The sequence below is a fragment of the Frigoribacterium sp. PhB160 genome (assembly GCF_003751785.1).
Taxonomy (GTDB): Bacteria; Actinomycetota; Actinomycetes; order Actinomycetales; family Microbacteriaceae; genus Frigoribacterium.
On sequence record NZ_RKIE01000003.1, the window covers coordinates 16,137 to 42,166 of the forward strand.

General features: G+C 74.0%; 23 protein-coding genes. 9 read left to right on the forward strand and 14 right to left on the reverse strand.

What is annotated here, in order from left to right; all coding sequences use genetic code 11:
* The first annotated feature begins 193 nt into the window (after positions 1–193).
* The 3 genes from EDF38_RS13070 to EDF38_RS13080 all read left to right on the forward strand — a co-directional run bounded on the left by EDF38_RS13070 (position 194) and on the right by EDF38_RS13080 (position 3,536).
* The gene (locus EDF38_RS13070) at positions 194–1,150 is read left to right on the forward strand and encodes a sugar-binding transcriptional regulator (RefSeq protein WP_158613376.1); all 957 of its coding nucleotides are present in this window, start codon (positions 194–196) and stop codon (positions 1,148–1,150) included.
* A 35-nt stretch (positions 1,151–1,185) separates the two neighbouring features.
* Complete coding sequence (locus EDF38_RS13075; RefSeq protein WP_370275637.1) at positions 1,186–2,688, forward strand: xylulokinase; 1,503 nt, start codon at positions 1,186–1,188, stop codon at positions 2,686–2,688.
* Positions 2,689–2,783: 95 nt separating this feature from the next.
* Positions 2,784–3,536: a metal-dependent transcriptional regulator gene (locus tag EDF38_RS13080; protein WP_123356130.1), complete on the forward strand. Its 753-nt coding sequence runs from the start codon at positions 2,784–2,786 to the stop codon at positions 3,534–3,536.
* Between the two features lie 48 nt (positions 3,537–3,584).
* Here EDF38_RS13080 and EDF38_RS13085 read toward each other — a convergent pair whose 3' ends face one another.
* The 6 genes from EDF38_RS13085 to EDF38_RS15740 all read right to left on the reverse strand — a co-directional run bounded on the left by EDF38_RS13085 (position 3,585) and on the right by EDF38_RS15740 (position 11,482).
* Positions 3,585–4,763, reverse strand: a complete 1,179-nt coding sequence (locus EDF38_RS13085) for an ROK family transcriptional regulator (protein WP_123356131.1) — start codon at positions 4,761–4,763, stop codon at positions 3,585–3,587.
* Between the two features lie 31 nt (positions 4,764–4,794).
* Positions 4,795–7,101, reverse strand: a complete 2,307-nt coding sequence (gene yicI, locus EDF38_RS13090) for an alpha-xylosidase (RefSeq protein ID WP_123356133.1) — start codon at positions 7,099–7,101, stop codon at positions 4,795–4,797.
* Positions 7,102–7,126: 25 nt separating this feature from the next.
* Complete coding sequence (locus EDF38_RS13095) at positions 7,127–8,041, reverse strand: carbohydrate ABC transporter permease (RefSeq protein ID WP_123356135.1); 915 nt, start codon at positions 8,039–8,041, stop codon at positions 7,127–7,129.
* The gene (locus tag EDF38_RS13100; RefSeq protein ID WP_123356137.1) at positions 8,041–9,033 is read right to left on the reverse strand and encodes a carbohydrate ABC transporter permease; all 993 of its coding nucleotides are present in this window, start codon (positions 9,031–9,033) and stop codon (positions 8,041–8,043) included. Before EDF38_RS13100 ends, EDF38_RS13095 begins: the two co-directional genes overlap by 1 nt.
* Before the next feature lie 3 nt (positions 9,034–9,036).
* A complete protein-coding gene (locus tag EDF38_RS13105) occupies positions 9,037–10,329 on the reverse strand; it encodes an ABC transporter substrate-binding protein (protein WP_123356139.1) in 1,293 nt (430 codons plus the stop codon).
* A 127-nt stretch (positions 10,330–10,456) separates the two neighbouring features.
* Positions 10,457–11,482 (reverse strand): LacI family DNA-binding transcriptional regulator, encoded by a 1,026-nt coding sequence (locus EDF38_RS15740; RefSeq protein ID WP_158613377.1) that lies wholly within the window; start codon positions 11,480–11,482, stop codon positions 10,457–10,459.
* Positions 11,483–11,750: 268 nt separating this feature from the next.
* On the opposite strand from EDF38_RS15740, the gene xylA reads away from it, so the two are divergent.
* Positions 11,751–12,959 carry a xylose isomerase gene (gene xylA, locus EDF38_RS13120; RefSeq protein WP_123356141.1) on the forward strand — a complete coding sequence of 403 codons (1,209 nt, stop codon included), beginning with the start codon at positions 11,751–11,753 and terminating at the stop codon, positions 12,957–12,959.
* Here xylA and EDF38_RS13125 read toward each other — a convergent pair.
* Both EDF38_RS13125 and EDF38_RS13130 read right to left on the reverse strand, forming a co-directional pair.
* Entirely contained in the window at positions 12,956–13,801 is an 846-nt protein-coding gene (locus EDF38_RS13125) for a transposase (RefSeq protein ID WP_123356143.1), read from the reverse strand. The genes xylA and EDF38_RS13125 overlap by 4 nt on opposite strands.
* 34 nt (positions 13,802–13,835) lie before the next feature.
* Positions 13,836–14,732, reverse strand: a complete 897-nt coding sequence (locus EDF38_RS13130) for a GDSL-type esterase/lipase family protein (RefSeq protein ID WP_158613378.1) — start codon at positions 14,730–14,732, stop codon at positions 13,836–13,838.
* A 329-nt stretch (positions 14,733–15,061) separates the two neighbouring features.
* Between EDF38_RS13130 and EDF38_RS13135 the strand changes: the two genes are divergently transcribed.
* Genes EDF38_RS13135 through EDF38_RS13145 form a run of 3 tightly spaced genes read left to right on the forward strand, consistent with a single transcriptional unit; the run spans position 15,062 to position 18,488 of the window.
* Entirely contained in the window at positions 15,062–15,796 is a 735-nt protein-coding gene (locus EDF38_RS13135; protein WP_233572459.1) for a TetR/AcrR family transcriptional regulator, read from the forward strand.
* Entirely contained in the window at positions 15,793–16,425 is a 633-nt protein-coding gene (locus EDF38_RS13140) for a hypothetical protein (RefSeq protein ID WP_123356147.1), read from the forward strand. The genes EDF38_RS13135 and EDF38_RS13140 overlap by 4 nt, the downstream gene beginning before the upstream one ends.
* On the forward strand, positions 16,422–18,488 hold the full coding sequence (locus EDF38_RS13145; protein WP_123356149.1) for a YhgE/Pip family protein: 2,067 nt from the start codon (positions 16,422–16,424) through the stop codon (positions 18,486–18,488). The genes EDF38_RS13140 and EDF38_RS13145 overlap by 4 nt, the downstream gene beginning before the upstream one ends.
* An 84-nt stretch (positions 18,489–18,572) precedes the next feature.
* On the opposite strand, the gene EDF38_RS13150 is transcribed toward EDF38_RS13145, so the two are convergent.
* The gene (locus tag EDF38_RS13150; RefSeq protein ID WP_123356993.1) at positions 18,573–18,989 is read right to left on the reverse strand and encodes a DUF3151 domain-containing protein; all 417 of its coding nucleotides are present in this window, start codon (positions 18,987–18,989) and stop codon (positions 18,573–18,575) included.
* A gap of 51 nt (positions 18,990–19,040) precedes the next feature.
* Complete coding sequence (locus tag EDF38_RS13155; RefSeq protein WP_123356151.1) at positions 19,041–19,733, reverse strand: TrmH family RNA methyltransferase; 693 nt, start codon at positions 19,731–19,733, stop codon at positions 19,041–19,043.
* A gap of 89 nt (positions 19,734–19,822) precedes the next feature.
* Between EDF38_RS13155 and EDF38_RS13160 the strand changes: the two genes are divergently transcribed.
* Entirely contained in the window at positions 19,823–20,635 is an 813-nt protein-coding gene (locus EDF38_RS13160; protein WP_123356153.1) for an HAD-IIA family hydrolase, read from the forward strand.
* Positions 20,636–20,663: 28 nt separating this feature from the next.
* On the opposite strand, the gene EDF38_RS13165 is transcribed toward EDF38_RS13160, so the two are convergent.
* Entirely contained in the window at positions 20,664–23,003 is a 2,340-nt protein-coding gene (locus tag EDF38_RS13165; RefSeq protein ID WP_123356155.1) for a septum formation family protein, read from the reverse strand.
* Entirely contained in the window at positions 23,000–23,551 is a 552-nt protein-coding gene (gene pyrE, locus EDF38_RS13170; protein ID WP_199734746.1) for an orotate phosphoribosyltransferase, read from the reverse strand. The genes EDF38_RS13165 and pyrE overlap by 4 nt, the downstream gene beginning before the upstream one ends.
* Positions 23,552–23,619: 68 nt before the next feature.
* On the opposite strand from pyrE, the gene EDF38_RS13175 reads away from it, so the two are divergent.
* Positions 23,620–24,456 carry an exodeoxyribonuclease III gene (locus EDF38_RS13175; protein ID WP_123356157.1) on the forward strand — a complete coding sequence of 279 codons (837 nt, stop codon included), beginning with the start codon at positions 23,620–23,622 and terminating at the stop codon, positions 24,454–24,456.
* A gap of 4 nt (positions 24,457–24,460) precedes the next feature.
* Here EDF38_RS13175 and EDF38_RS13180 read toward each other — a convergent pair whose 3' ends face one another.
* Positions 24,461–25,381: an AEC family transporter gene (locus tag EDF38_RS13180; protein ID WP_123356159.1), complete on the reverse strand. Its 921-nt coding sequence runs from the start codon at positions 25,379–25,381 to the stop codon at positions 24,461–24,463.
* Positions 25,382–25,452: 71 nt separating this feature from the next.
* Positions 25,453–25,971 carry a hypothetical protein gene (locus EDF38_RS13185; RefSeq protein WP_123356161.1) on the reverse strand — a complete coding sequence of 173 codons (519 nt, stop codon included), beginning with the start codon at positions 25,969–25,971 and terminating at the stop codon, positions 25,453–25,455.
* Positions 25,972–26,030: the final 59 nt, after the last annotated feature.

Consider the following 26,030-nt stretch of genomic DNA (forward strand, 5'->3'; position numbering starts at 1 on the left):
GGATCTCACGGGACCTCCATTGGTCGTGACAGGGCGGTGCGTCGGGGGTGCTGCGGGTGTGCGTCGTCCGGGGACGGGACCGAGGGAGGCGCGGGGTGCGTCGCTCAGATGAGCGCGCCTCCTCAGATGTGAGGGGAGTCTGACACGGCGTTCACAGATGTGCAAGGGGTCTCAGATGAGCCATGATGAGCGGATGGAACGACGAACCGGACCCGACCGCGAGCGCTGGCTCCTGCTCGCCGACGTCGCCCGCGCCTACTACCTCGACGACCTCTCGAAGGTCGACATCGCGGCCCGCTTCGACCTCAGCCGCTTCCAGGTCGCGAAGCTGCTCAAGCAGGCCCGCGACCAGGGCGTCGTCTCGATCGAGATCCGCGACCCGCGACGACCCTCGCGCGACGACGACCTGGCCCGCCTGCTCGGCGTCGAGCGCGTGCAGGTCGTCGACGTCACCGGCACGACCGAGACGGAGGGAGCCGAGCGCGTCGGCACGGCCGTGATGGGGGCGCTCCGCCACACCCTCCGCAGCCGCATGACCGTCGGCATCTCGTGGTCGCGCACGATGGACCTCGCCGCGAAGTTCCTGCCCGACCTGCCGCCGTGCACCATCGTCCAGCTGGCCGGGGCCCTGCAGGTGCCGGGCTCGGGCACCCTGCCCCAGGTCATCTCGAACCTCGGCTCGTCGCCCGGCATCCGCACGTTGCCGATCCACGCCCCGCTCGTCGTCGACGGCGCCGCGACGGCCCGCGACCTCATGCGCCAGCCCGAGATCGCCCAGGCCCTCGAGCGCGCCGACGACCTCGACCTGGCCGTCGTCGCGATCGGCGCGTGGCAGGCCGGGGAGTCGAGCGTCTGGGAGAAGGTCTCGCCCGCCGACCGCGACGAGGCCGCCGCCGCCGGCGCCGTCGGCGAGATCTCGGGCCGGCTCTTCGACGTCGAGGGAAGCCACGTCGCGACCGCGCTCGACGACCGCCTGATCGGCGTGCGGTTCGACCAGCTCGTGCGGACGCCCCGCGTCGTGGCCGTCGCCCACGGCCCGGGTCGCGCCGCCGCGGTCGTCGCCGCCGCCCGCGCCGGGTTCGTCACGCACCTGATCGTGGACAGTACGCTGGCCGAGGCGTTGGCCGACCTGCTCGACGACGGGTCGTGACCGCGCCCGCCCACCCGCTCGAAGAGGAGTAGTCCGTGACGATCGACAACCCGACCCCCCGCGTGCTCGTCGCCGGGGTGGACTCGTCCACCCAGAGCTGCAAGGTGGTCGTCCGCGACGCCGCCAGCGGCGAGCTCGTGCGCCAGGGGACGGCCAAGCACCCCGACGGCACCGAGGTGCCGCCCGCCGCGTGGTGGGACGCCCTCGTCACCGCGATCGAGGCCGCCGGCGGCCTGGACGGCGTCTCGGCGATCGCCGTCTCCGCCCAGCAGCACGGACTCGTCGCCCTCGACGCCGAGGGCGAGGTCGTCCGCGACGCGCTGCTCTGGAACGACACCCGCAGCGCCGACGCCGCCCACCAGCTCATCGCCGAGGTCGGGGCCGACGAGTACGCCCGCCGCACGGGATCGGTGCCCGTGGCCTCGTTCACGGCGACGAAGCTCCGCTGGCTGCGCGACGCCGAGCCCGAGAACGCGACCCGCGTCGCCGCGGTGGCCCTGCCGCACGACTGGCTGACCTGGCGGCTGCTCGGGTACGGGCCCCGCGCCTCCTCGGCCCTCGGTCCCGACCTGGAGGCGCTGGTCACCGACCGCAGCGACGCCAGCGGCACCTCGTACTGGAGCCCCGTCGACGACGACTACGACCTCGAGCTGTTCGAGCGCGCCCTCGGCCGCGCCGGGCGGGTCGCCGCCGGGGCCGGCTCGACCGCGGAGGGCGACGCCGTCGTGCTGCCCCGCGTGCTCGGACCGTCGGAGGCGGCGGGCACGACGACCGCGCACGGCCCCGTCCCCGAGGGCCTCGTCGTCGGCGCCGGGGCCGGCGACAACGCCGGCGCGGCCCTCGGCCTCGGCGCCGCGGTCGGCGACCTCGTGATCAGCATCGGCACGAGCGGCACCGCCTTCGCCGTCACCGACGCGCCCGTGTCGGACGGCAGCGGCACGGTCGCGGGCTTCGCCGACGCGGCCGGCGGGTTCCTGCCGCTCGTCGCGACGCTCAACGCGGCCCGCGTGCTGTCGTCGATCGGCACCCTGCTCGGCGTCGACCACGACGAGTTCGCGCGCCTCGCCCTCGCCGCCGAGCCGGGCGCGGGCGGCGTCTCGCTCGTGCCGTACTTCGAGGGCGAGCGCACCCCCGACCTGCCCGACGCGACCGCCACCCTCTCGGGCCTCACCATCGCCTCGACCACCCGCGAGAACCTCGCCCGGGCCGCGGTCGAGGGCATGCTCTCGGCCCTCTCCGACGGCGCCTCCGCGGTGCGCGACCAGGGCGTGGAGGTGCGGCGCGTGCTGCTCATCGGCGGAGCCGCGCTCAACCCCGCCGTGCAGGCCGTCGCGGCCCAGGTCTTCGACGCGCCCGTCACGATCCCGGCGCCGGGCGAGTACGTCGCCGACGGCGCCGCCCGGCAGGCGGCCTGGGCCCTCTCGGGGACCCGGCCGACGTGGGCCGTGTCGACCCGCGCCTCCTCCGAGCCCGACCTCGTGCCCGCGATCGGCGAGCGGTACCGCGCGGCGCGGGGGCTGGGGTCGCTGCCGCGCTGAGGCGGTCGCGGACCAGGACGCGGAGGTGGGCCCGGGCGGCGGCGAGCGGCGCCCGGCGGGTGCTCGACGACGGCGGCCGGACCTAGGATCGGCTCATGCCACCGGAACCGGGACCCACCCGCTCGACGATGACCGAGGACTACCTCAAGGTGATCTGGAAGGCCGAGGAGTGGGCCGTCGAGGTCGACCCGGCCGCCGCTTCCCCCGGCTCGGCGCCGGCCCGCGGCATCACGACGAACGAGATCGCGGCGACCCTCGGCGTCGGGGCCTCGACCGTCTCGGGCAACCTGCGCAAGCTCGAGCGCGAGGGCTGGATCGACTACGAGCCGTACCGGCGCATCGCGCTCACCGAGCTCGGGCGCAGCGTCGCCGTCGGCATGGTGCGTCGCCACCGGCTGATCGAGACCTACCTCGTCGAGCGGCTCGGCTACGGCTGGGACGAGGTGCACGACGAGGCCGAGGTCCTCGAGCACGCCGTCAGCGACCGCCTGCTCGAGGCGTTCGACGTCGAGCTCGGCCGCCCGACCGCCGACCCGCACGGCGACCCGATCCCCGCCGCCGACGGCACCGTCACCCGACCCGTCGCGCACACCCTGCAGGAGTTCCGCGAGGGCGAGTGCGGCTTCGTCGTGCGCGTCTCCGACGACGAGCCCGAGCTGCTGCGCTACCTCGGGTCGCTCGACCTGCGCGTCGGCGCGCACGTGCGGGTCGGCGAGCGCCGCGACTACGCCGGGTCGCTGCAGGTCGTGCTCACCGACCAGCACGACGTCCCGGTCGGCAGCGTCGAGCTCGCCGGGCCGGCGGCGGCGTCGGTCTGGGCGAGCTCCGAGCCGCACACGCACGCCTGACCCGGCGGCGTCGCGCCCGGCGGGCGGGGCGATCGGCCGCGCGGCCGGTCAGCGCCGCGGCGCCGCCGCAGGGTCGTCGAGGAGGCGCGCGAAGGCCAGCTCCGCCGCCCCGATCACGAGGCGGTCGGCTCCCAGCGCCGCGCGCACGAGCCGCACGTCCTCCGCGGGCCCGGGCAGCGCCTGACGGGTGACGCCCGCGAGCAGGCGGTCGGGCTCGGCCGCCAGCAGCGACCCCAGGAACCCGCCGAGCACGACGAGCGACGGGTCGAAGGCGTTGACGACGGTGCGCAGGGCGACGGCGAGCTGGTCGACCTGGCGCTCGACCTCGCGGCGGGCGGCGGAGCCGGGGGGCGCCTCCTGCAGGGCGGTGTCGAGCTCGTCGGCCTGGCCGCGGTCGAGGCCGGTCGCCGCGAGGAGCGACGCCTGGCCCACCTCGGTCTCGAGGCAGCCGGTGGCGCCGCAGTGGCAGACCCGGCCGACCGAGTTGACGAGGGTGTGGCCGATCTCGCCGGCGTAGCCGCCGACGCCGCCGAGCGGTCGTCCGGCCGAGATGACGCCGCCGCCGACGCCGCTCGCCCCGCCGTTGAGGAAGACGAGCTCGTCGACCCCGCGACCCGCCCCGAACCGGTGCTCGGCGACGGCCGCGAGCGAGGCGTCGTTCGCGGCCTCGGTGAGCAGCCCCGTCGCCTCCGCGAGCAGGGCGGCGAAGGGCTCGTCGACCCAGCCGAGGTGCGGGGCGAGGCGGACGAGCCCGCCGTCCGCCCGGACGAGGCCCGGCACCGCGGCGCCCACGCCCACCTCGACGAGCCGGGGGCCGAGCTCGGCGCGGAGCTCGGCGATGACGGCGGCGGCGATCCCTGCGGCCTCGGCGGCCGTCGGCACTCCCTCGGTCTCGCGGCGGACGCGGCGACGCACGACCCCGTCGAGCCCGACGACGCCGACCGTGACGGCGTCGATCTCGGGGTTGACCGACCAGGCGACGACGTCGGGGCTCGCCGACACGACGGGGCTGGGGCGGCCGACCCGCGAGACGCCGACCGGGTCGGCCTCGGTCGCGAGGCCCCGCTCGACCAGGTCGCCGACGAGCGAGGCGATCGTCGACCGGTTGAGCCCGGTCGCGCGCGTCAGCTCGGACCGCGAGACCGCGCCGCCCTCGTGCACGAGCCGGAGCACCGTCGCGAGGGTGCCGCGGGTGCGCTCGACCCGTCCTGCCTGCTCGAGCGTCACGTCGCCTCCCCGTCTCGGTCGTCGGTCGACCCTACTGCGGCGCGGGTGCCGCTCGGACCTCCTCGACCCGCCAGCCGGAGGCGGTGGTCTCGACCGCCACCGCGCCTCCGGCCCGGGTGACGACGAAGTCGGCCGCGGTGCCCTCGGGCGTCGTGACGGTGACCGTGCGCTCGCCGTCCGCCCCCGGGAAGACCCTCAGCACGAGGCCGTCGAGGTAGTCGTGGTCGGGGCGGTCGTCACGACCGCCCACCGGCACGACGGCGCCCTCGCGCACCCAGAGCGGCAGCGTCGTGACGTCGTGCACCTCGGTGCGCCAGCCCCCCTGGCCGGCGTCGACCACCTCGCCTGTGAACCAGTCGGTCCAGCGCCCCGCGGGCAGGTAGACCTCGACCCGTCCGTCGGCCGAGAAGACCGGAGCCACGAGCAGGTCGGGCCCGAGCATGTACTGGGTGTCGACGTGGGCCGCGCCGCGGTCGTCGGGGAAGGCGAGCGCCATCGGTCGCATGACGGGCAGGCCCGTGCGCGAGGCCTCGAGCCCGGCCGCGTAGAGGTACGGCATCAGCGAGAGCTTGAGCTTCGTGAAGCGACGAGTCACCTCGACGGCCTCGTCGTCGAACGCCCACGGGACCCGGTACGAGCTGCTGCCGTGGAACCGGCTGTGGCTCGAGAGCAGGCCGAAGGCGGTCCAGCGCTTGTAGACCTCGGGGTCGGGCGTGCCCTCGAAGCCGCCGATGTCGTGGCTCCAGAAGGAGAAGCCGCTCATCGCGAGCGAGAGCCCGCCGCGGAGGGTCTCGGCCATCGACTCGAAGGTCGACGTCGAGTCGCCGCCCCAGTGCACCGGCAGCGCCTGGCCCCCCGTGGTCGCCGAACGGGCGAAGACGACGGCGTCGCCCTCCCCGCGCACCTCCTCCAGCACCTCGAAGACGGCCTGGTTGTAGAGCTGCGCGTAGAGGTTGTGCATGCGCTCCGGGTCGGAGCCGTCGTGCCAGACCACGTCGGTGGGGACGCGCTCGCCGAAGTCGGTCTTGAACGCGTCGACGCCCTGCGCCTGCAGGCCGCGGAGCTTCCCCTGGAACCAGGCGGTCGCCTCCGGGTTCGTGAAGTCGACGAGGCCCATGCCGGCCTGCCAGAGGTCCCACTGCCAGACGCTGCCGTCGGGGTTCCGCACGAGGTAGCCCGCGTCGGCCGCCTCCCGGAACAGCCGCGAGCGCTGGCCCACGTAGGGGTTGATCCACACGCAGACCCGCAGGTCGCGCTCGTGCAGGCGGGCGAGCATGCCCTCCGGGTCGGGGAAGACCCGAGGGTCCCACTCGAAGTCGCACCACCGGAACTCGCGCATCCAGAAGCAGTCGAAGTGGAAGACGCTCACCGGCATGTCGCGCCGGGCCATCTCGTCGACGAACGAGGTCACGGTCGCCTCGTCGTAGTCGGTCGTGAACGACGTCGACAGCCACAGGCCCCACGACCAGGCCGGCACGTGGGCCGGGCGGCCGGTCAGCCGGGTGTACCGGTCGAGCACGTCGGCCGGGGTCGGGCCCGCGACGACGTGGTAGGTCAGCGACTGGCCGGCGACCGAGAACTGCACGCGCTCGACGGCCTCCGAGCCGATCTCGTACGAGACGTGGCCCGGGTGGTCGACGAGCACCCCGTAGCCTCGGTTCGTCAGGTAGAAGGGCACGTTCTTGTAGGCCTGCTCGCTCGACGTGCCGCCGTCGGCGTTCCAGACGTCGACGGTCTGGCCGTTCTTCACCAGGGGCCCGAAGCGCTCACCGAGCCCGTAGACGAGCTCGCCCACGCCGAGCGAGAGCTGTTGCGACACGTAGTCGGAGGAGAAGCGTCGGCCGGTGCCCGCCCGGGCGTTGCCGGTCATCGCCCCGTCGAGCTGCGCGTCGGGCGCCACCGCGTGCCAGGCGACCGACTTGGCGCCCGAGCGCGTGAGCACCTGGTCGCCGTCGTGGAAGGCGAGGTCGAAGGGGGCTCCCGGGGCGACGGTCGCGGTGAGGCGTCCCGAGGTCAGGGACGCGCCTCCGGAGTCCGTCGTCGTCACGGTGCCGACCCCGGCCCGGCCGCCCTCGGCCCCGACCAGGTCGAAGCCGATCTCGTCGCGACCGCCGGAGAAGTGCTCGACGGTGACGCTGACGACGCCGTCCATCGGCGATCGGAGGGTGATCGTGAGCACGGGCCGGTTGAGGGTGTCGCCCCGGCTCGCGATGACCTTGGTCGGCGCGGTGACGACCAGGCCGTGGCCGTCGTCGGTGGCCTCGACGTCGTAGGCCTCCTGCCCGAACGAGGAGGTGACGCCCGGGCGGGTCTGCCAGAAACCGTCGGTGAACTTCATGTGGTGCCTCTCGGAGGTGGTCGCGTCACTTGACCGCGCCGGCGGTGATGCCGCGGGTCAGGGTGCGCTGGAAGATCAGGAAGAAGACGAGCGTCGGGATGAGCCCGAGCAGCGCCGACGCGCTGGTGGTCGTGACGTCCATGAGCCGGTCGCCCTGCAGCGCGGTGATCGCGACGGGCACCGTCTGGTTGTCGTTCGACACGAGGAACGTCAGCGGGATGAGGAACTCGTTCCACGTCCAGATGAAGAAGAAGATGGCGAGCACCGCCAGGGTCGGGCGGCTGATCGGCACGATCACCCGCCAGAGGATCTGCCACCGGCTCGCGCCGTCGAGGGACGCGGCCTCGAGCACCTCCTTCGGGAAGGTGCCGTAGACGCTCGAGAGCAGGTACGTGCCGAAGGCGCTCTGGATCACCGTGAAGATGATGATGACGGCCCAGATGTTGTCGTAGAGCCCCACCTGCTTGAACATGAAGTACAGCGGGTAGAGGAGAGCCTCCTGGGGCAGCATGTTCGCCAGCAGGAACAGCACGATGATCCAGGTGCGGCCGCGCACCCGGCCGATGCCGAGCGCGTACGCGTTCAGCACCGAGATCACCACGGCGAAGAACGCGACCAGGCCCGCGATGACGAAGCTGTTCCAGAGCTTCGCCGGGAACTCGACGCGGTTCCAGAACTCGACGATGCCGTCCAGGTACAGCGACGTCGGCAGGCTGAGCGGCCCGCCGGCCGTGTAGTCCTGCGGCGACTTGAACGAGTTCACCAGGATCAGCAGGAACGGCAGCGCGACGAGCACCCCGAACGCGACCGCCACGGCGAGCACGACCCAGTCGGTCGCCGTCTTGGGGCGCTTGCGCTGCTTCGCCACGGGGAGGCGCGGCGTGGGCACCGCGGGTCGGATGCGGTCGTCCTGGACCGGTGGCACGACGGACGTGGCCATCAGCGTTCCCTCTCTGTTCGCTCGACCCGGTTCTGGGCCCTGATGAAGAACACCGTGATGACGACGATGACGAGGGTCAGCGCCGTCGCTATCGTCGCGCCGTAGCCGACCTGCTGGCTCTGGAAGAACTCGCTGTAGGCGTAGTAGCTCGGCACGATCGTCGAGTCGCCGGGCCCGCCCCGGGTGAGGGCGTAGATCGGCCCGAACACCTTGAGCGCCGCGATCGTGCAGGTGAGCACGACGACGAAGATCTCGGGACGGATGATGCTGATCGTGATCGCGCGGAAGCGCTGGAACCAGCCGGCGCCGTCGAGCTCGGCGGCCTCGTAGAGCTCGGGGTCGACGCGCTGCAGGGCTGCCATGAAGATCACCACCGGGTAGCCGAGCTGCACCCAGACCATCACCACCATGATGCTCAGCAGCGCCGTGTCGGGGCTCCCGAGCCAGTTGTGCTGGAACGCGCCGAGGCCCACGGCCTCGAGGACGGTGTTGAGGGCGCCGTTCTCGGGCCGGAGGATCCAGCCGATGACGATCGCGGCGATCGCCACGGGGAGGATCTGCGGCAGGTAGTACGTCGCCCGCAGGAACGAGGCGAGGCGCCCGCCGAACTTCCGGCCGACGAGGTCGAACAGCATCGCGGCGAGCAGGAGTCCGAGCACGGTCGGCACGACCACCATGGCGATGATGAGGAAGACGCTGTTGACGAACGACGTCCAGAAGCGGTCGTCGGTCATCAGCTCGCGCCAGTTGTCGAGCCCCGCCCAGGTCGGCGGGCGGATGCCGCGGTAGTCGGTGAAGCTGAGGTACACGTTCCAGACGAGCGGGACGAGGATCACGACCGTGAAGAGGACGAACCCGGGGATCAGGTAGAGCCAGAACCCACGACGGTCGGAGCCCGGCAGGAGGCTCTCCTCCGGCGGGAGGGCGGCGGACGACCGCCGGCCCTCCCGCGCGGGGCGCGCCTCCGTCGTCCCGGTGTCGACGACGGCCACGACCTACTCGCCCGTGATGTCGTCGACGCCGCTCTGGTACTGCTCGCCCAGCGTCGACAGCATGTCGTCGGGCGTGGTCGAGCCGTTGACCAGCTCCTGCGTGGCCGCCACGATCTGGTCGTAGAAGGTCGGCGTGGGCCAGTCGGGGTAGAACGCCAGGCCGTCGCGCTCGAGCAGCGTGTTGAAGTTGGCGATGAGCTCCTGGCTCTTGGGGTCGGTGATGTCGGCCGGGTCGGCCTTCACGGGGACGCCGCCGTTGTTGCCGATGAGGTTCTGGATCTCCGGGCGCATCGTGATGTCGATGAACTCGTACGCGAGGTCCTTGTTGGCGGCGTTCTCGGGGACGACCCAGAGGTTGCCGCCCGAGCCGGGGGCCATGTCGCTGCCCGGGAAGAGGAACGAGCCGTAGTCGAAGGTCGCCTCGTCGGCGAGGCGCCCGGCCCACCAGCTGCCGGAGACCATCATCGGGGCGCCGCCGCTCATGAAGGTGGTGCCCATGTCCTCGGCCTTGATGCCGGTGACGTCCTTCGAGATCCAGCCGTTGTCGACGTACTCCTGGAGCTTCTCCGCGGCGTAGGTCAGCTCGGGGCCCTGCCAGTCGACGTCGCCCTCGTAGAGCTGGTAGTCGTCGACGAACGACCGGTCGGCCTGCGAGAGGGCCAGCTGGTAGAAGAGCTGGCCGAGGGGGTACTCGGCCCCGGCCTCGGCCAGCGGCGTGATGCCCGCGTCGGCGAAGGTCTGCAGCGCGGCCTCGAACTCGTCGTAGGTGGTGGGGACCTCGACGCCCTGCTCGGCGAACGCCTCCTTGTCGTAGAAGACCTCGACGTACTCGCCGTAGTTGGGGATGCCGTACCAGGCGCCCGAGCCCATGATGCCGCGCTCGTCGTAGCGCGAGGTCGTGGCGATCGAGGGAGCGAGGTCGTCGTCCCAGCCGTGCTCCTCGACGGCGTCGGTCATGTCGGTCAGGAGGCCCTGGCTGGCGAGCAGCCCGGCCGTGGCGTTGCCCTTGTTGTACTCGAGGATGTCGGGCGCCTCGTCCGAGTTGAGCACTTGGCTGGCCGTCGAGCGGATCTGCTCGAAGCTCTTCTCCTCGAACTCGACCGTCGCGCCGGTCTCCTCCTCGAAGGTCTCGATCGCCTGGGTCCAGGCGATGCCCATGGCGCTGGTCTCGCTCTCGAAGTGCCAGAGCTTGAGGACGTCGGGGTCGGACGATCCCGACCCGGCGGAGCAGCCGGTCAGCAGCCCGGCGGTGGCCGCGAGGGCCGTGCCGATGGCGAGCACGCGTCGTTTCTTCATGGTTCTACCTCCTCGTAGAGGCCCCTCGCATCGTCGAAGCGTTTCGACGATCGTCGCGGGGCGATGACTTCGGTGTCGGTGGTGCGGGGTGGTGGTGCCGTGGTGGGTGGTGCGTCAGGTGGTGCGGTCAGGGACGTCGGGAGGCGCTGGGCGGGCCGGTGACCGACCCCTGCGCCAGGTAGGTGGGGGCGATGAGCTCGACGCCGGCCTCGACGCGCCCGTCGATGCGGTCGAAGGCGGCCTCGACCGCACGGCGGCACATCTCGTCGATCGGCAGGGGGATCATGTCGAGGGCGGGGTCGAGCTCGTCGGCGGGGTAGCTCGCGCAGGCGGCGAGCACGGACAGGTCGCGGGGCACCTCGAGCCCGAGCTGCCGGACGCGCTGCAGCACCGCCTCGGCCGTCGGCTCGCTGCAGTGCAGGACGAGTGCCGTCATGCCCGGCAGGCGCGAGCGCAGCTCGTCGAAGGCCCGCCCGCCGGAGGCGCGGCTCAGGTCGGTCGGGATGGTCACGGTCTCGACGCCCCGCGCCGCGGCCCTGGCCGCGAACGAGTCGTCGAACCGGCGGATGAAGCCGGTGTCGCGCTCGTGGTAGGAGGCGGGGTGGCCGACGACGCCGACCACGGCGTGCCCGGCGTCGGCGAGCCGGTCGACGCTCTGGGCGGCGGCGGCCTCGAAGTCGAGGTCGACGCAGGCCAGGCCCTCCGCGCCCTGGGGGATGCCGATGAAGCCGACTGGGAGGTCGAGCTCGCGGACCAGGTCGACGCGCTCGTCGACGGTCGCGACCCCGATCGCCACGACGCCGTCGACCAGCGAGCTCGACGCGACGCGCCGGATGCCCGACACCTCGTCGTCGGTCGCGAGCAGCAGCACGTCGTAGTCGCGACGGCGGGCCGCCTCGACGACGGCCGTGACGAAGCGCATCTGCGTCGGCTGGTGGTTGTCGGGCCGGATCGGCGCGCTGAGCGCGAGGATGTTGGTCCGCGCCCCGGCCAGCATGCGGGCCCCGGCGTGCGGTCGGTAGCCGAGTCGGTCGACGGCGTCGGTGACGCGCTGACGCGTCGTCGCGGCGATCGAGCGCTTGCCCGAGAGGGCGTACGAGACCGTGGAGATCGACACGCCGGCGGCCTCTGCCACGTCGTGGATCGTCGCCATGATGACCTCGCTGTCTCGGTGCTCCGGAGTCGGCCTCGTCGTGGCGGAAGCGCTTCGACGGGCTGCGATGCGAGACACTACGTCAGCAGTGAGCCGCCGCGCAACCCCTTTCGTTGCCTCCGACGACAAATGCCCGGGAGGGCTTCCGTCCACCGGTCGGACCGGATATGTTGAGCAGCACCACAATTGCGGCGGGGCCCCTGGCGCCCCCGTCGAGCGCCACCCCGCCACCCCGCACGCCGGGGACGACCCCCTGGAAGGGACATCGATGTCCGACACCACCGCCTCCACGCCCGCTCCCACGCGCGACGACAAGTTCTCGTTCGGCCTCTGGACCATCGGCTACACCGGGGCCGACCCGTTCGGCGGGCCCACGCGCCCCGACCTCGACGTCGTCGAGGCCGTCGAGAACCTCGACCGGCTGGGCGCCTACGGCCTCACCTTCCACGACGACGACCTCTTCGCGTTCGGCTCGACCGACGCCGAGCGCCAGACGCAGATCGACCGCCTCAAGGGCGCCCTCGACGCCACCGGCATCGTCGTGCCGATGGTCACCACGAACCTCTTCAGCGCGCCCGTCTTCAAGGACGGCGGCTTCACGTCGAACGACCGAGGCGTGCGCCGCTTCGCGCTCCGCAAGGTGCTGCGCAACATCGACCTGGCCGCCGAGCTCGGCGCCCAGACCTTCGTCATGTGGGGCGGCCGCGAGGGCGCCGAGTACGACAGCGCGAAGGACGTGCAGGCTGCGCTCTCCCGCTACAAGGAGGGCGTCGACATGCTGGCCCAGTACGTCGTCGACAAGGGCTACGACCTCCGCTTCGCCATCGAGCCGAAGCCCAACGAGCCCCGCGGCGACATCCTGCTGCCGACGCTCGGCCACGCGATCGCCTTCATCGACACGCTCGAGCGCCCCGACCTGTTCGGCGTCAACCCCGAGGTCGGCCACGAGCAGATGGCCGGCCTGAACTTCACGGCCGGCATCGCCCAGGCGCTGTACCAGGGCAAGCTCTTCCACATCGACCTCAACGGCCAGCGCGGCATCAAGTACGACCAAGACCTCGTCTTCGGTCACGGCGACCTGCAGAACGCGTTCTCGCTCGTCGACCTGCTCGAGCACGGCTCGCCCGCCGGCGGCCCCAGCTACGACGGCCCCCGCCACTTCGACTACAAGCCCTCGCGCACCGAGTCGATCGACGGCGTCTGGGAGTCGGCGGCCGCCAACATGCGCATGTACCTGCTGCTGAAGGAGCGCGCGCAGGCCTTCCGCGCCGACCCCGAGGTGCAGGAGGCGCTGCTCGCCTCCCAGGTCGCCGAGCTCTCCACGCCCACCCTCGGCGACGGCGAGGGCTACGAGCAGCTGCTGGCCGACCGCGCCTCCTACGAGGACTTCGACGCCGCCGCCCACTTCGGCGGCCACGGCTACGGCTTCGTCCGCCTGCAGCAGCTCGCGATCGAGCACCTGATGGGCGCTCGCTAGTCCTCCACCGCACCACGAGCACGGTCGGCGTCGCGCCGGGCGGACGTCGCGTCCGCCCCGGCGCGGCGCCGTTCGCGTCGGAGGAACTTCTCCCGGTCGTCCAGGTCCCGCTGCCGCGCCTCGACCGCCGCGAACTCGTCCCGCAGGCGCCGGAGGCCGTCGGCCACCTCGTCTCGCGAGCGGGCGAGCTCGGCCCAGCGCGCCTCCACGTCGTCCCGCTCGGACTCGGCCTGCTCGGCGGCGCGCTCGGCCTCGTCGGCGGCCTGCTCGGCCGAGCGGCGACGGGCGGCCCGGTCGTCGTCCGGCGACGCGCGTCGCGCCGGCCGGGGGCGCGGACGACTCGGGGCCTCCCCCGCGACCGCGTCGTCGAGGTCGGCCTCGTCGACGCCGTCGGCGACGAGCGCCCGGACGAGGGCCCCGCTGCGGGCCGCGCCGGCGGCTCCCTCGTCGGCCACGACAGCACGGAGGGTCCCGTCGACGCCGGTGACGGCGGAGGCGGCGAGCGGGGCGCCCGCGTCGGACGCGAGTCCGCGGGCACGGCTCGTCAGGTCGGCGAGCGCCGCCTTCCGCTCGGCGGACAGGCGCCCCACCTCGTCACGGTCGCCGTGACGCTGGGCCGTCCGGAAGCGGTCGCCCAGCTCGGCGAGCTCGTCGAGGCCGCCCTCGGCCGCGAGCAGGTTCACCGCCCACGCCGCGGCGGAGGGCCTCCGGAGGGCCCTCACCCGGGCGGCGAGGTCGCGGTCGCCGTCGTCGGCGGCGTGACGGGCGAGGTCGGTGCGGGCCGCGACGAACCGCGGGGGCGGCGTGCCGTAGAGCTGCCGGACGGCCTCGGCGAAGTCCATCCGCCGACCCTACCGAGCGGTGCGGCCCGGCGGCTCAGGCCGCGACGGGCTCGTCGCCGGACGAGGCGAGGAGGTCGACGTCCTCCGCGAGCGGGGAGGACGACGCGCGCCGCGCCTCCACCGAGTCCAGGGCGAACGAGACGTGGGGCGCCAGCGCCTCGGCCCAGGTGCGGTGCATCGAGGCCCACGAGAAGAGGTCCTGCACGAAGAGGCCGTCGAGGTCCCAGGCGGGGAACGGCACGGCCGTCACGCCGTCGATCTCACGGGCGAGCCGGCGGGTGACGGCGTCGAGGCGGGCGATCTGGGCGGTGATGAGGCGGCGGGCCAGCGGCGGGATGGGCCGGAAGTCGGCCATCGGCGGCAGCTCGGCCACGACGACGGCGCAGTCGCGTCCGGCCTCGCGGCGGGCACGCTCGATCAGCTTGCGGAGGCTGCGCTCCCACGACGCCGGGCTGGTGACCGTGAGCACGTCGGCGATGCCGAGCAGCAGGACGGCCACGTCGGTGCCGGGCGCGGCGAGCGCCGGGAGGGTCGAGGCCGTCTCGGCGGTGAGCACCGGCGACGAGACCTCGGTCCAGCCCATGCCCCGGCGGCGGTTCGCGGCGACGCGCTGGGCGGTCTGGCTCGACGTCGTCATGCCGTGGCTCAGCACGCCGAGGCCGGCGACCGCGACGCTGCCGACGAAGGCGAGGCTCTCGGGTCGCGGGCCCTCGACCCGGGAGGTGCGCTCGTCGCGCGGGAAGATCGACGTCGACATCTCGCGACGATAGATTTCGAAGTGGATGCCGAGCAGGGGCCGGGCCGCGGCGAGGAGGCCGCCGACGACGACCGAGCGCACGCGGCGGCGCCGCGGCGCGGGCGTCAGCGCCACCTCGACGCCCGGCACGGGCTCGGGGAGGGCCGGGTGGCCGGTGATGGTGTCGTCGTGCATGTGCGTCCTGCGTCCTGCTGACCGAGCGTGTGTCGGGGTCCCCGTCCTGGGGCACTGCCGAGTCTCGCCGCGCGGTCCCTCCCGCGCGCCCCCCCTTGCGCAATGGGGACAATGCGCATGCATGGACCCACGTCCGCAGAAGTGTGGACACGACCTCGAGGAATGCCTGGTCAGAGGCCTGGCGCCGACCCCGCGGGGAGGCGCGGTGCACGCCGACCGAGCCCGCACCCGTCCCGCGAACTGGGGGCATGTCGATGGGCGTCCGCCCGACCCGGGCCGTGGCGGACCGTGATCTTGCACACGGCTGTGCAAGATCGTAGAGTGAGCGGGTGCCGACGACCCACCCGACCCCTCCCCCGACGCCCGCCCGTGCGCCGCGCCGCGACGCCGCGGCGAACCGCGAGGCGCTCATGGCCGCGGCGGTGCGGCTGCTGAACCGCGACCCCGCCGTGCCGCTCGAGGCGATCGCGGCCGAGGCGGGCCTCTCGCGCCGCAGCGTCTACGGGCACTTCGCGACCCGCGACGACCTCGTGCGCGAGGTGACCCTGCGCGGGGCCGCCCGCGTCGGCGCGGCCGCGCTGCCGGAGCCGACCGACGACCCGGTCGTGCAGCTCGCCACCCTCGGCGCCCGGCTCTGGGCCGAGGTCGCCCACGTGCGCGTGATGGCCCAGCTGACCGTCCGCGGGCCGATGATGCACGACGTCGCGACGGCGCTCGCCCCGCTGCGGGCCTTCCTCCGCGAGACCGTCCGACGAGGCGTCGCCGAGGGCCGGATGCGCGACGACGTCGCGCTCGACACCCTCGCCCGCCTCGTCGAGGGCGCCGCCCTGTCGGTTCTCGACGAGGCCGCGACCCACGGCCTCGACCGGGCCGAGGGACACCGTCTGGTGATGCTGACCGTCCTGGCCGTCGTCGGGCTCGGCTGGCGCGAGGCCGCCGAGCTGATCGCCTCGACGCCCGAGCTCGCCCGCCCGCTCGACCCGGCCGCGCCCGCGACCCTCGCCGCGCCCGCTTCCCCTCCCCCGTCCGCCACCCCGACCACGCCCTCGGAGCAGAACGCATGAGACTCGAGCTCGACCAGGTCGCCGTGGGCGACGGACCGGGGGCCCCGCTGCCCGAGATCAGCGCCGTCGCCGACCGGGGCGCCCCCGGCTTCGTCGGCGTCGAGACGGTCGACGCGCCCACGCTGGCCTCGCTCGTCGCCGGCGGCCGGATGCTGCCCGACCGGGGCCGGGTGACGCTCGACGGGAGGGAGGCGACGGACGCGATCCGCGCCTCCTTCGCCCTCGTCGACACGCCCTCGGTGGCCGAGCCGTTCGCGACCCTCACCGTGGCGCAGGTCGCGCGGGAGGAGCTGGCCCTGGCCGGACTGCGCTCCGACCGCGCGAGCGCCGCGCTGCTGCTCGACGAGATCGGGCTGGCCGACCACCGGGGCACGCGCCTGAGCGCGCTGCCGTCCGAGCTCCGCGTCCGGCTGCTGACCGAGCTGGCCGTGCTGCGGCCCGGCGTCGCGGGCCTCGTCCTCACGACGCCCGAGCGCCACGGCGGCGACGTGCACGGCTGGCTCGCGGTCGTGCGCGACCTCGCCGAGCGCGGCTACACCGTGCTGACCGTGACGAGCCTCGCGGCGATGACCGTGATCGCCCCCTCCGACACCGACCCCGACACCGCCCCCAGGAGCGACCCCTCGTGAAGATCATCGCCCTCGTCCGCTCCGAGCTGCAGCGCCTCACGTCGACCGGCCTCGCCCGGCTCGCCCTCGTCGCGCTGATGACCGTGCCCCTGCTCTACGGCGGCCTCTACCTCTGGGCCAACCAGGACCCGTACGCGAAGCTCGACCAGGTCCCCGCGGCGATCGTCGACGCCGACCTCGGCACCGTCGTCGACGGGAAGGCCACGAACTACGGCGAGCAGGTCACCGACGAAGTCGTCGACGGCGGCGACTTCGACTGGCACGCGGTGTCGGCGGCCCAGGCGGCGGCAGGCCTCCGCGACGGCACCTACGACTTCACCTTCTCGATCCCGAGCGACTTCAGCGCCGACCTCGTCAGCGCCTCGAGCGACGACCCCACGCGCGCGCAGATCACGCTCGCGACCAACGACGCCAACAGCTACCTGTCGACGACCATCGCCGGGCAGGCCGGCAAGACGATCCGCGCGTCGGTCACCGAGAAGGTCGGCAAGGAGGCCGCGGAGCAGCTGCTCGTCGGCCTCGCCGACATCCGCACCTCGCTCGGCAGCGCGGTCGACGGCGCCGACCAGCTCGTCAGCGGCACCGTCTCGGCGACCGACGGCGCCGACCAGCTCGTGGCGGGCGCCTCCGACGCCTCTGCCGGGGCCGACCGCCTCTCGACCGGGGCCTCCGACGCCGCGACGGGCGCCGACTCCCTCGCGGCCGGCACCGCCCGGCTCGCCACGGGAGCGACCGCCCTCTCCTCCGGCCTCGACCAGCTCGAGACCGCGACGAGCGGCCTGCCCGCGAGCACCCGGCAGCTGGCGACCGGCGCGCAGCAGGTCGCCGAGGGCGACCGCGCCCTGGCCGACGCCCTCGGCCCGGTCGCCGCGCAGAGCGCCGCCGACGCCGCGCAGATCCCCACCGAGGCCGAGGTGAAGGAGGCGCTGCTCACGAGCCCCCTGCAGCTGACCGACGCGCAGGCCACGGCCCTCGCCGCCCAGATCAGCGGCCTCAACGGCCGGCTCTCGGCGGCGAACGACCAGGTGCAGGCGCTGAACGGCCAGGTCGGGACGCTCGCCGACGGGGCCGAGCAGGTCTCGGCCGGAGCAGCGCAGCTGAGCGCCGCGGCACCCGCCCTCGCCTCCGGCGTCTCCGACGCCGCCGACGGCGCGGGGCAGCTCGAGACGGGCGCGGCGAGCGCCGCCTCGGGCGCCTCGACGCTGGCCACGGGCCTCGACGACCTCGACACGGGCGCGGCCTCGCTCGCGAGCGGGCTGGCCGCGCTGGACGAGGGGTCGACGACCCTCCGCGACGGCGTCGTCCAGCTGCGGGACGGGACCGTGCGCCTCCGCGACGGCCTCCAGAGCGGCCTCGGCGAGATCCCCGCGAGCACGGAGCAGAGCCGGGGGGACCAGGCCTCGGCGATCAGCGACCCCGTCGCCGTCTCCGACCAGGCGCTCACCAGCGCGGGCACCTACGGCGCCGGCCTCGCGCCGTTCTTCATCAGCCTCGCGGCGTGGATCGGCATCTACGCCCTGTTCCTCATCGTCAAGCCCCTCTCGAAGCGGGCCGTCACCGCCGTCAAGGCCCCCGTGCGGATCGTCACGGCGGGCTGGCTCGCCCCCGCGCTGCTCGGCGTCGTGCAGATGGTCGCGCTCTTCGCGGTGGTGCGCGGCGCGCTGGGCTTCGACGTCGCGCACCCCTGGGGCATGGTCGGGCTCATGGCGCTCGCGTCGGTCACCTTCGCGGCGATCATCATGATGCTCAACGTGCTGCTGGGCAGCGTCGGGCAGTTCCTCGGGCTGGTGCTCATGGTGGTCCAGCTCGTGACGGCGGGCGGCACCTTCCCGTGGCAGACCCTGCCCGGGCCGCTGGCGGCGCTCCACTTCGTGCTGCCGATGAGCTACGCGACCGACGGTCTGCGCCAGCTCATGTACGGCGGCAGCACCGCGGCGGCCTGGACCGACGCCGGGGTGCTGGCGCTGTGGATGCTCGGGGCCCTGCTCGTCTCGCTGCTGTCCACGGCCCGCATGACGCGACGGCGCACCCTCCGCGACCTGCGGCCCTCGCTGATCGGCTGAGGCCGGGCGGCGTCGCGGCGACGGACCGTCGCCCGGGGCCGCCCCGCGCCTCCCCGGGGCTCGGGAGCGGCCGGGCCGGCCGGGTCAGGCGCGCTCGGCCTCGATGGCGGGCGCGGCGGCCGGGTCGGCGTCGGCGAGGAAGGTCGTCAGGCGCTCGACCTCGTCGGCCTCGCCGATCGCGGCGGCCCCGCGGCGGAGCGCGAAGAGCGCCCGCAGCACGCCCCGGTTGGCCTCGTGCGACCACGGCACCGGGCCCTGGCCGCGCCAGCCGGCCTTGCGCAGCGCGTCGAGGCCGCGGTGGTACCCGACCCGGGCGTAGGCGTACGCCTCGAGCTCGGCCCCCCGGGCCGCGGCCTCGTCGCTGAGCAGGGCCCAGGCGAGGGACGACGTCGGGTGCGCCGTGACGACCTCGACGAGGTCGAGCGTCTCGAGGTCGGCGAGCACGTCGGGCTCGGCGGGCAGCAGGGTCTCGGGCACGCCGAGGAGGTTCGTGGAGGTCATGCCGACCACGCTAGCGGGCGCCCCCGACGGATCCGCCCGTTCCGTGCTCGCTCAGAACCGGTGCTGCCGCACCCAGGCGTGCATGACGACGGCCGCGGCGGCGCTGGCGTTGATGCTCCGCGTCGAGCCGAACTGCGAGATCGCGAGCAGCGCCTCCGACGCCTCGACCGCCTCGGGGCTGAGGCCGGGCCCCTCCTGGCCGAAGAGCAGCACGCAGCGCTCGGGCAGGTCGAAGGTCTCGACCGGCACCGAGCCCTCGACGTTGTCGACGCCCAGGACGGGGAGGCGCTGCTCGCGCGCCCACGCCACGAACGTCTCGACGTCGGGGTGGTTCATCACGTGCTGGTACCGGTCGGTCACCATCGCGCCCCGCTTGTTCCACCGCCGGCGGCCGACGATGTGGACGGTGTCGGCCGCGAACGCGTTGGCGCTGCGGACGATCGAGCCGATGTTCATGTCGTGCTGCCAGTTCTCGACGGCCACGTGGAAGGGGTGCCGGTGCTGGTCGAGGTCGGCGACGATCGCCTCCATGGTCCACCAGCGGTAGCGGTCGACCACGTTGCGGCGGTCGCCGTCGCGCAGCAGCTCGGGGTCGTACCGGGGGTCGTCCGGCCACGCGGCGGGGCCGCCGGGCCACGGCCCGACCCCGTGCTCGACCTCGGGCTCGACCTCGGGCTCCGTGCGCTCTCCGTCCACCGCACCAGGGTACGGCGGACGGGGCGACCCCCGGACCCGGGCAGGCATCGCTCATGCCGCACGGGGGATGCAGGCCGGCCCGACCCCGGCCGGGCGGCGGGCGTCGCGACGACAGCCGCCGTCGCTAAGGTGTGCCCATGGCTGATCGAAGCGACGTGGAGTGCTGGCTGACCGACATGGACGGCGTGCTCGTCCACGAGAACCAGGCCCTGCCCGGCGCCGCCGCCCTCATCCAGCAGTGGCAGGACGAGGGCACGCCCTACCTCGTGCTGACGAACAACTCGATCTTCACCCCGCGCGACCTCGCGGCCCGGCTGCGCGCCTCCGGGCTCGACGTGCCGGAGGAACGCATCTGGACCTCCGCGCTCGCCACCGCCGACTTCTGCCGCTCGCAGATGCCCGGGGGCTCCGCCTTCGTGATCGGCGAGGCCGGCATGACCACGGCCATGCACGAGGCCGGCTTCATCATGACCGAGACGAACCCCGACTACGTGGTCGTCGGCGAGACCCGCAACTACTCGTTCGACTCGATCACCAAGGCAGTGCGGCTCATCCGCGCCGGGGCCCGCTTCATCGTGACCAACCCCGACGCGACCGGTCCGAGCGCCGAGGGCGTGCTGCCGGCGACCGGCGCGATCGCCGCCATGATCCAGACCGCGACGGGCAAGACGCCCTACGTCGTGGGCAAGCCGAACCCGATGATGTTCCGGTCGGCGATGAACCGCATCGGCGCCCACAGCGAGAACACGGCCATGATCGGCGACCGGATGGACACCGACATCATGGCCGGCATCGAGGCGGGCCTGCACACGATCCTCGTCATGACGGGCATCAGCGACCAGGCCGAGATCGACCGCTACCCGTTCCGCCCCAACGAGGTGCTGAGCGGCGTCCACGAGCTCGTCCGCGCCGAGCCGGTCGAGAGCGACGTCGTCCCCGCCGAGGCCTGACCCGGCCAGGAGGCGCGGGTCGACCCCGTCAGCCCGCCGTCGGAGCCAGGCTGGTCGCCAGCGCCTCGCCGCCCGACCTGTCCACGAAGCACGAGTACGTCCGAGCACCCGCCGCCCACTCGTCGGACGTCGTCGGGTAGCTCGCGCTGAACTGCAGGTCGGCGTAGGAGGCCGCCGCGCCGAGGTCGAGGGCGGTGGCCGAGGTGCAGAGCACCGTCATCTGGTTCTGGAGCGTGTCGGCCCCGGGGAAGGCCGCGGCCGCATCGCCCGGCAGGGTGCCGGTCGAGGCGAGCTGCGCGGCGTGCGGGGCACCGCAGTCGACCACGTCGTACTCCTGCTGCCACGCGTTCTCGAAGGTCGCGAAGCACTCGCCGCCCTGGAGGTCGCTCCACGCGTGCACCCCCGGGGAGAGCGGACCGGTCGCGACGTCGGCCGCCGCCTCCGCCGGCGCGGCGACGACGGTCTGCGTCGTGGCCGCGGCGGGCTCGGTCGTCGGCTCGGGCGCGCCCGCGAAGAGCGACCGGCTGAGGAAGAACAGCGCCAGCAGCGCGAGCACGACGACGAGCACGGCGGCAGCCCCCAGCAACAGCTTGCGGTTGCGCGACCACCCGGCGATGCCCTCGGGCCGGCCTCCGCCGGGCGCGCCCCCGTAGGGCTCGCCCGCCGCGACGACCGGGAACGTGGTGGTCAGGGTGGGCCCGACCTCCGGCCTCGCGACGGAGAGCCCGGGCAGCTCGCCCGGCGCCGACGGCGTGGTCCGCGGACGCTCCGCGCCCAGGGCGGCAGGGGCTGTCGCGAGGGGAGAGGCCGGCGTGACCGCGGCCGGTGCGGGGCGGTACGGCGGCGGGAAGGCACTCGTCGGTGCAGGCGCCTCCGGCCGAGGCGCGGCCTCGGCACGCGCCAGGTGCTCGTCGGAGACGTCGTCGTCGGGCACGTCGTCGAGGGGCGTGTCGCTCAGGTCGGTCGAGTCGTCGGCCTCCCCCTCGGCGGCGATGGCGCTGGCGTGGGGCTCGTCGTCGAGGCTGCTGAGCGACCACGAGCCCGCCGACGACTCCTCGACGGGGTCGTGACGACCCGCGTCGGCCGCCCCGTCGCCGGGGACGTCGGCCGGGGACTCGTCGTCGCCCTGCTCACGGTCCGGCACGGAGATGCCGAGCAGCTCGGTGAAGGTCGGCTCGCTCGCGGGCCGGGCGGCGGGCGGTGACGTCGGCGAGGCAGCGCTCGCGGACGCGGCAGCAGCTGCGGCCGCGGCCGCGGCGGCCTCGGCGAGACGCCGCTCACGACGCGTCATCTCGTGGTGTTCCTCGACCCACCACGGGTCTCCCTGACCGGCGGCGGCAGCGGAGCCTGCTGCCGGGGTCGACGGGGGTGCGGGGTCCGTCTCGACGGGCTCGGACGCCAGCCTCGGCGCCTCGGCGGCGCCAGGTCCCGGCTCAGGCTCGGATGCCGGTTCGACCTCGGGCTCGGGCTCGGATGCCGGTTCGAGCTCGGGCTCGGGCTCGGGCTCGGGCTCCGACGTCGGTTCCTCGTCCGGTGCCGTCTCGGGCACCGCGGCGGCGGGCGCGACCGCCTCGACGGCGCGGGTCGGGGCGTCCGGCTCGGGGCGCGCCTCCTCGTGTCCGTCGTCGTCGACGAGGGCCTCGACCGGCTCGGGCTCCGTCGCCGACGGCGTCACGGGCTCGGGCTGCGCGTCACGCGCGGGCAGGGCGTCCCACTCGAAGACGGACGGGGCCGGGGCGACCGGGGCGCTCGCGATGAGGGCGGTGAAGGGACCCGGCTCGCCGGCCGGTCGAGCGGGCTCGTCGGCGGGCGGCGAGAAGACGGGGGGCGCGGCCGGGCCGGAGTCGGCGCCGTCGTCGTCGGCAGGCGCGTCGGCGGGTGCGGTCGCGGGTGCCGCCGTCGCCGGCTCGACGGGGGGGACGGTCTCGTCGGTCGCGGCCGGGGGCTCGGGGGCCTCGACGGAGCCCTTCAGCTGGGAGAGGTCGAGCGCCATCGGGTGGCCCGAGCTCCGGGGCACGTCGGTCTCACCGGTGGGCGCGGCGGGCACGACGAACGCGGGGACGATCGGGGGCAGGTCGTCGTCGGCGGACGGACCCGCGGCAGGCTGTGTCGGCAGAGCTCGCGTCGCCGCGTCGGGCCCGGGCGCGGGCTCGGCGTCGGGCCGGAGCGCGGGCTCCGTGTCGACCGCCTGCGACGGCTCGCGATCGGTCGCGTCGGCGGCAGCGGCCTGGGCGTCGTCGTCGTCCTCGCCGAACTGCGCGGCGAGCCAGTCGCTCGCGTCGTCGGGAGCAGCACCGTCAGCAGCAGCCCCGTCGGGCTCCGCGCCCTCGGGCTGTCGGTCGTCGGGCCTGCGTTCGTCGTCGGTCACGGCTCCAGCCCCAGGTCGGCCAGCCCGATCGCGGCGAAGTAGGGGTAGCCGGCCTCCTCGATCACCTCGCGGGCGCCCGTGCTGCGGTCGACGACGACGGCGACGCCGACGACGATCGCGCCGACCGCCTCGAGGGCCTTCGCGGCGGTGAGGGGGGAGCCGCCCGTGGTGGAGGTGTCCTCGAGGACGATCACGCGCTTGCCCGCGAGGTCGGGGCCCTCGACCTGCTTGCCGCGGCCGTGGTCCTTGGGCTCCTTGCGGACGACGAAGGCGTCGTAGTCCTTGCCGAGGGCGACGCCCTGGTGCAGCACGGCCGCCGCGATGGGGTCGGCGCCCATGGTGAGGCCGCCCACGGCGGAGACGTCGGGGACCTCGGCGATGAGGTCGACCATGACGCGGCCGATGAGGGGCGCGACGCGGTGGTCGAGGCTGACCTTGCGGAGGTCGATGTAGTAGGTCGCCTTCTTGCCGCTCGTGAGCGTGAAGTCGCCGTGGAAGACGGCCTCGGAGCCGATGAAGTCGATGAGCTGCATGCGTGCGTCGGTCACGGTGGTCCAGCGTAGGGCAGGAGGCCTGCGAGCACACCGGCCCGGGGCGCCGCCGGTAGCGTGGACGCATGCGTGTCGCCACCTGGAACGTGAACTCCGTCCGCGCCCGAGCGGGGCGGGTCGTCGACTGGCTCGTGCGGGAGGACGTCGACGTCGTCGGCCTGCAGGAGATCAAGTGCAAGCCCGAGCAGTTCCCCCACGACCTCTTCCGCGACGCCGGCTACGAGGTCGAGCTGCACGGCCTCAGCCAGTGGAACGGCGTGGCCTTCGCCAGCCGCCTCCCGATGGAGGAGGTGGAGATCACCTTCCCGAGCCAGCCCGGCTTCCTCAAGGGCCAGGAGGGTCCCGACCTGCCGAAGGAGGCCCGCGCGATCGGCGTGACGGTCGAGGGCGTCCGGCTCTGGTCGCTCTACGTGCCGAACGGGCGCGAGCTCGGCGACCCGCACTACGACTACAAGCTCGACTGGCTGGCGAAGCTCGCGGCCGAGACCGAGGCGTGGCTCGCCGAGCGCCCCGACCAGCCCCTGGCCCTGATGGGCGACTGGAACGTCGCCCCGCTCGACACCGACGTGTGGGACATGGCGGCGTTCGAGGGCCACACCCACGTCAGCGCCCCCGAGCGCGCCGCCTTCGCCGAGTTCGAGCGGGTCGGCCTCACCGACGTCGTCCGGCCCCGACTGCCCGAGGGCTACACGTACTGGGACTACAAGCAGCTGCGGTTCCCGAAGGACGAGGGGATGCGCATCGACTTCATCATGGGCTCGCCCGCCTTCGCCGAGCTGGTCACCGACGCGCGCATCCACCGCGACGAGCGCAAGGGCGACGCCCCGAGCGACCACGTGCCGGTGGCGGTCGACCTCGACCTCGAGACCGAGCTCGACGACGACCGGCCGATGATCTTCTGAGACGCTACGCGAGCAGGCCGGCCACGAGCACCAGGACGGGCACGGACAACACCGTCGTCACGAGCACGGTGTCACGGGCCACGGCCACGCCGGTCTGGTACCGCTGGGCGTAGTTGAAGACGTTCTGTGCGCTCGGCAGGCCCGCGAGCACGACCGCCACGAACAGCTCGTCACGGTCGAAGTCGAAGGCGAACGCCCCGAGCAGCCACGCGGTCACGGGCATGACCACGAGCTTCAGCGCCGTCGCGATGAGCACGTCGACGCGCCCCTCCTTCGCCTGCAGCGGCTTCGACCCCGACAGCGACATGCCGAACGACAGCAGCACGACGGGCACGGCCGCGGCCCCGACGAGCGCGAGCGGCTCGAGCACCGGCTCCGGGATGTCGAGGCCGGTCACCGCGACGAGCACGCCGAGGGCCGAGCCGATGAGCAGGGGGTTCGTGAACGGGCGGGCGATCGTGCGGCCGAGGCTGCTGCCGCGGTTCGTGACGGTGTCCATGACGGCCAGCACGACCGGGGTGATGACGAGCAGCTGGTAGAGCAGCACGGGGGCGACGAAGGTGGCGCTGCCGAGGACGTACGTGGCCACGGGCAGGCCGATGTTGTTCGCGTTGACGTAGGCGCCGCCCATGGTGCTGATGGTCGTCTGGGCGGTCGACCGTCGGAGCACGAACCGCAGCAGCACCACCGAGATGACGGCCGCGACGAGCGAGGCGAGGGCCGAGACGACCAGCAGCCGCGAGAACAGCACGTGAACGTCGGCCTGCGAGATGGTCGAGAAGAGCAGGCAGGGCGTCAGGACGAAGAAGACGAGGCGCGAGAGCACCTGGTGACCGCTCGCGCCGAGCAGGTCGACGCGGCCCACGACGTAGCCGGCGGCGATGACGACGCCGATGATCGCGAACCCGATCAGAACTCCACCCATGAGCCCATCCTGACGCACGCCCCGCCCGGGGCCGTCGCGGTCGGGCTCCCGAGAAGGAGGCGCGGGTCGGCTCAGCGGGTCGGCGCACCCGACAGCACGGGCGCCCCGATGCGCGACAGCAGGTACCGCACGTGCTCGGCGCCGTCGGGGCCGAGGGTCCAGGCGACGTCGGCCGACGCCTCCTGCGCCCCGGACGTCGCGTCGGGCCACGCGCTGCACTCGACGCCGGCGACGTGGAAGTCGCGGCCCACGTCGAGGCCGCTGCGGCGGCCCAGCTCGACGGCGAAGCACCGGCCCAGCGACTCGGCCGGGCCGCGCGAGGCGATCACGACGAGGGCGCCGCGGCGGAGCCCGGGAGCGAGCAGGTCGGCGGCCGCCTCGAGCTGCCGCGCGACGTCGTCGGCCTCGACCGCGACGATGGCCACGTCGAACCCGGCCACGTCGGCCACCGGGGCGGGGGCAGGGGACTCGACGACGGGCGCGCCGACGAGGACGACCTCGGCGTCGAGCGCGGCCGCGCGGTCGGCGAGCGGGCGGAGGGCCGGCAGGAGCCCGGTCAGGACGAGTTTCGGGGCGTGGGCGAAATACACGGCGGGCCTCTCGGGTCGGAGTCGGGGGCGATTGTCAGGGCGAGGATCAGGCGAGGTCG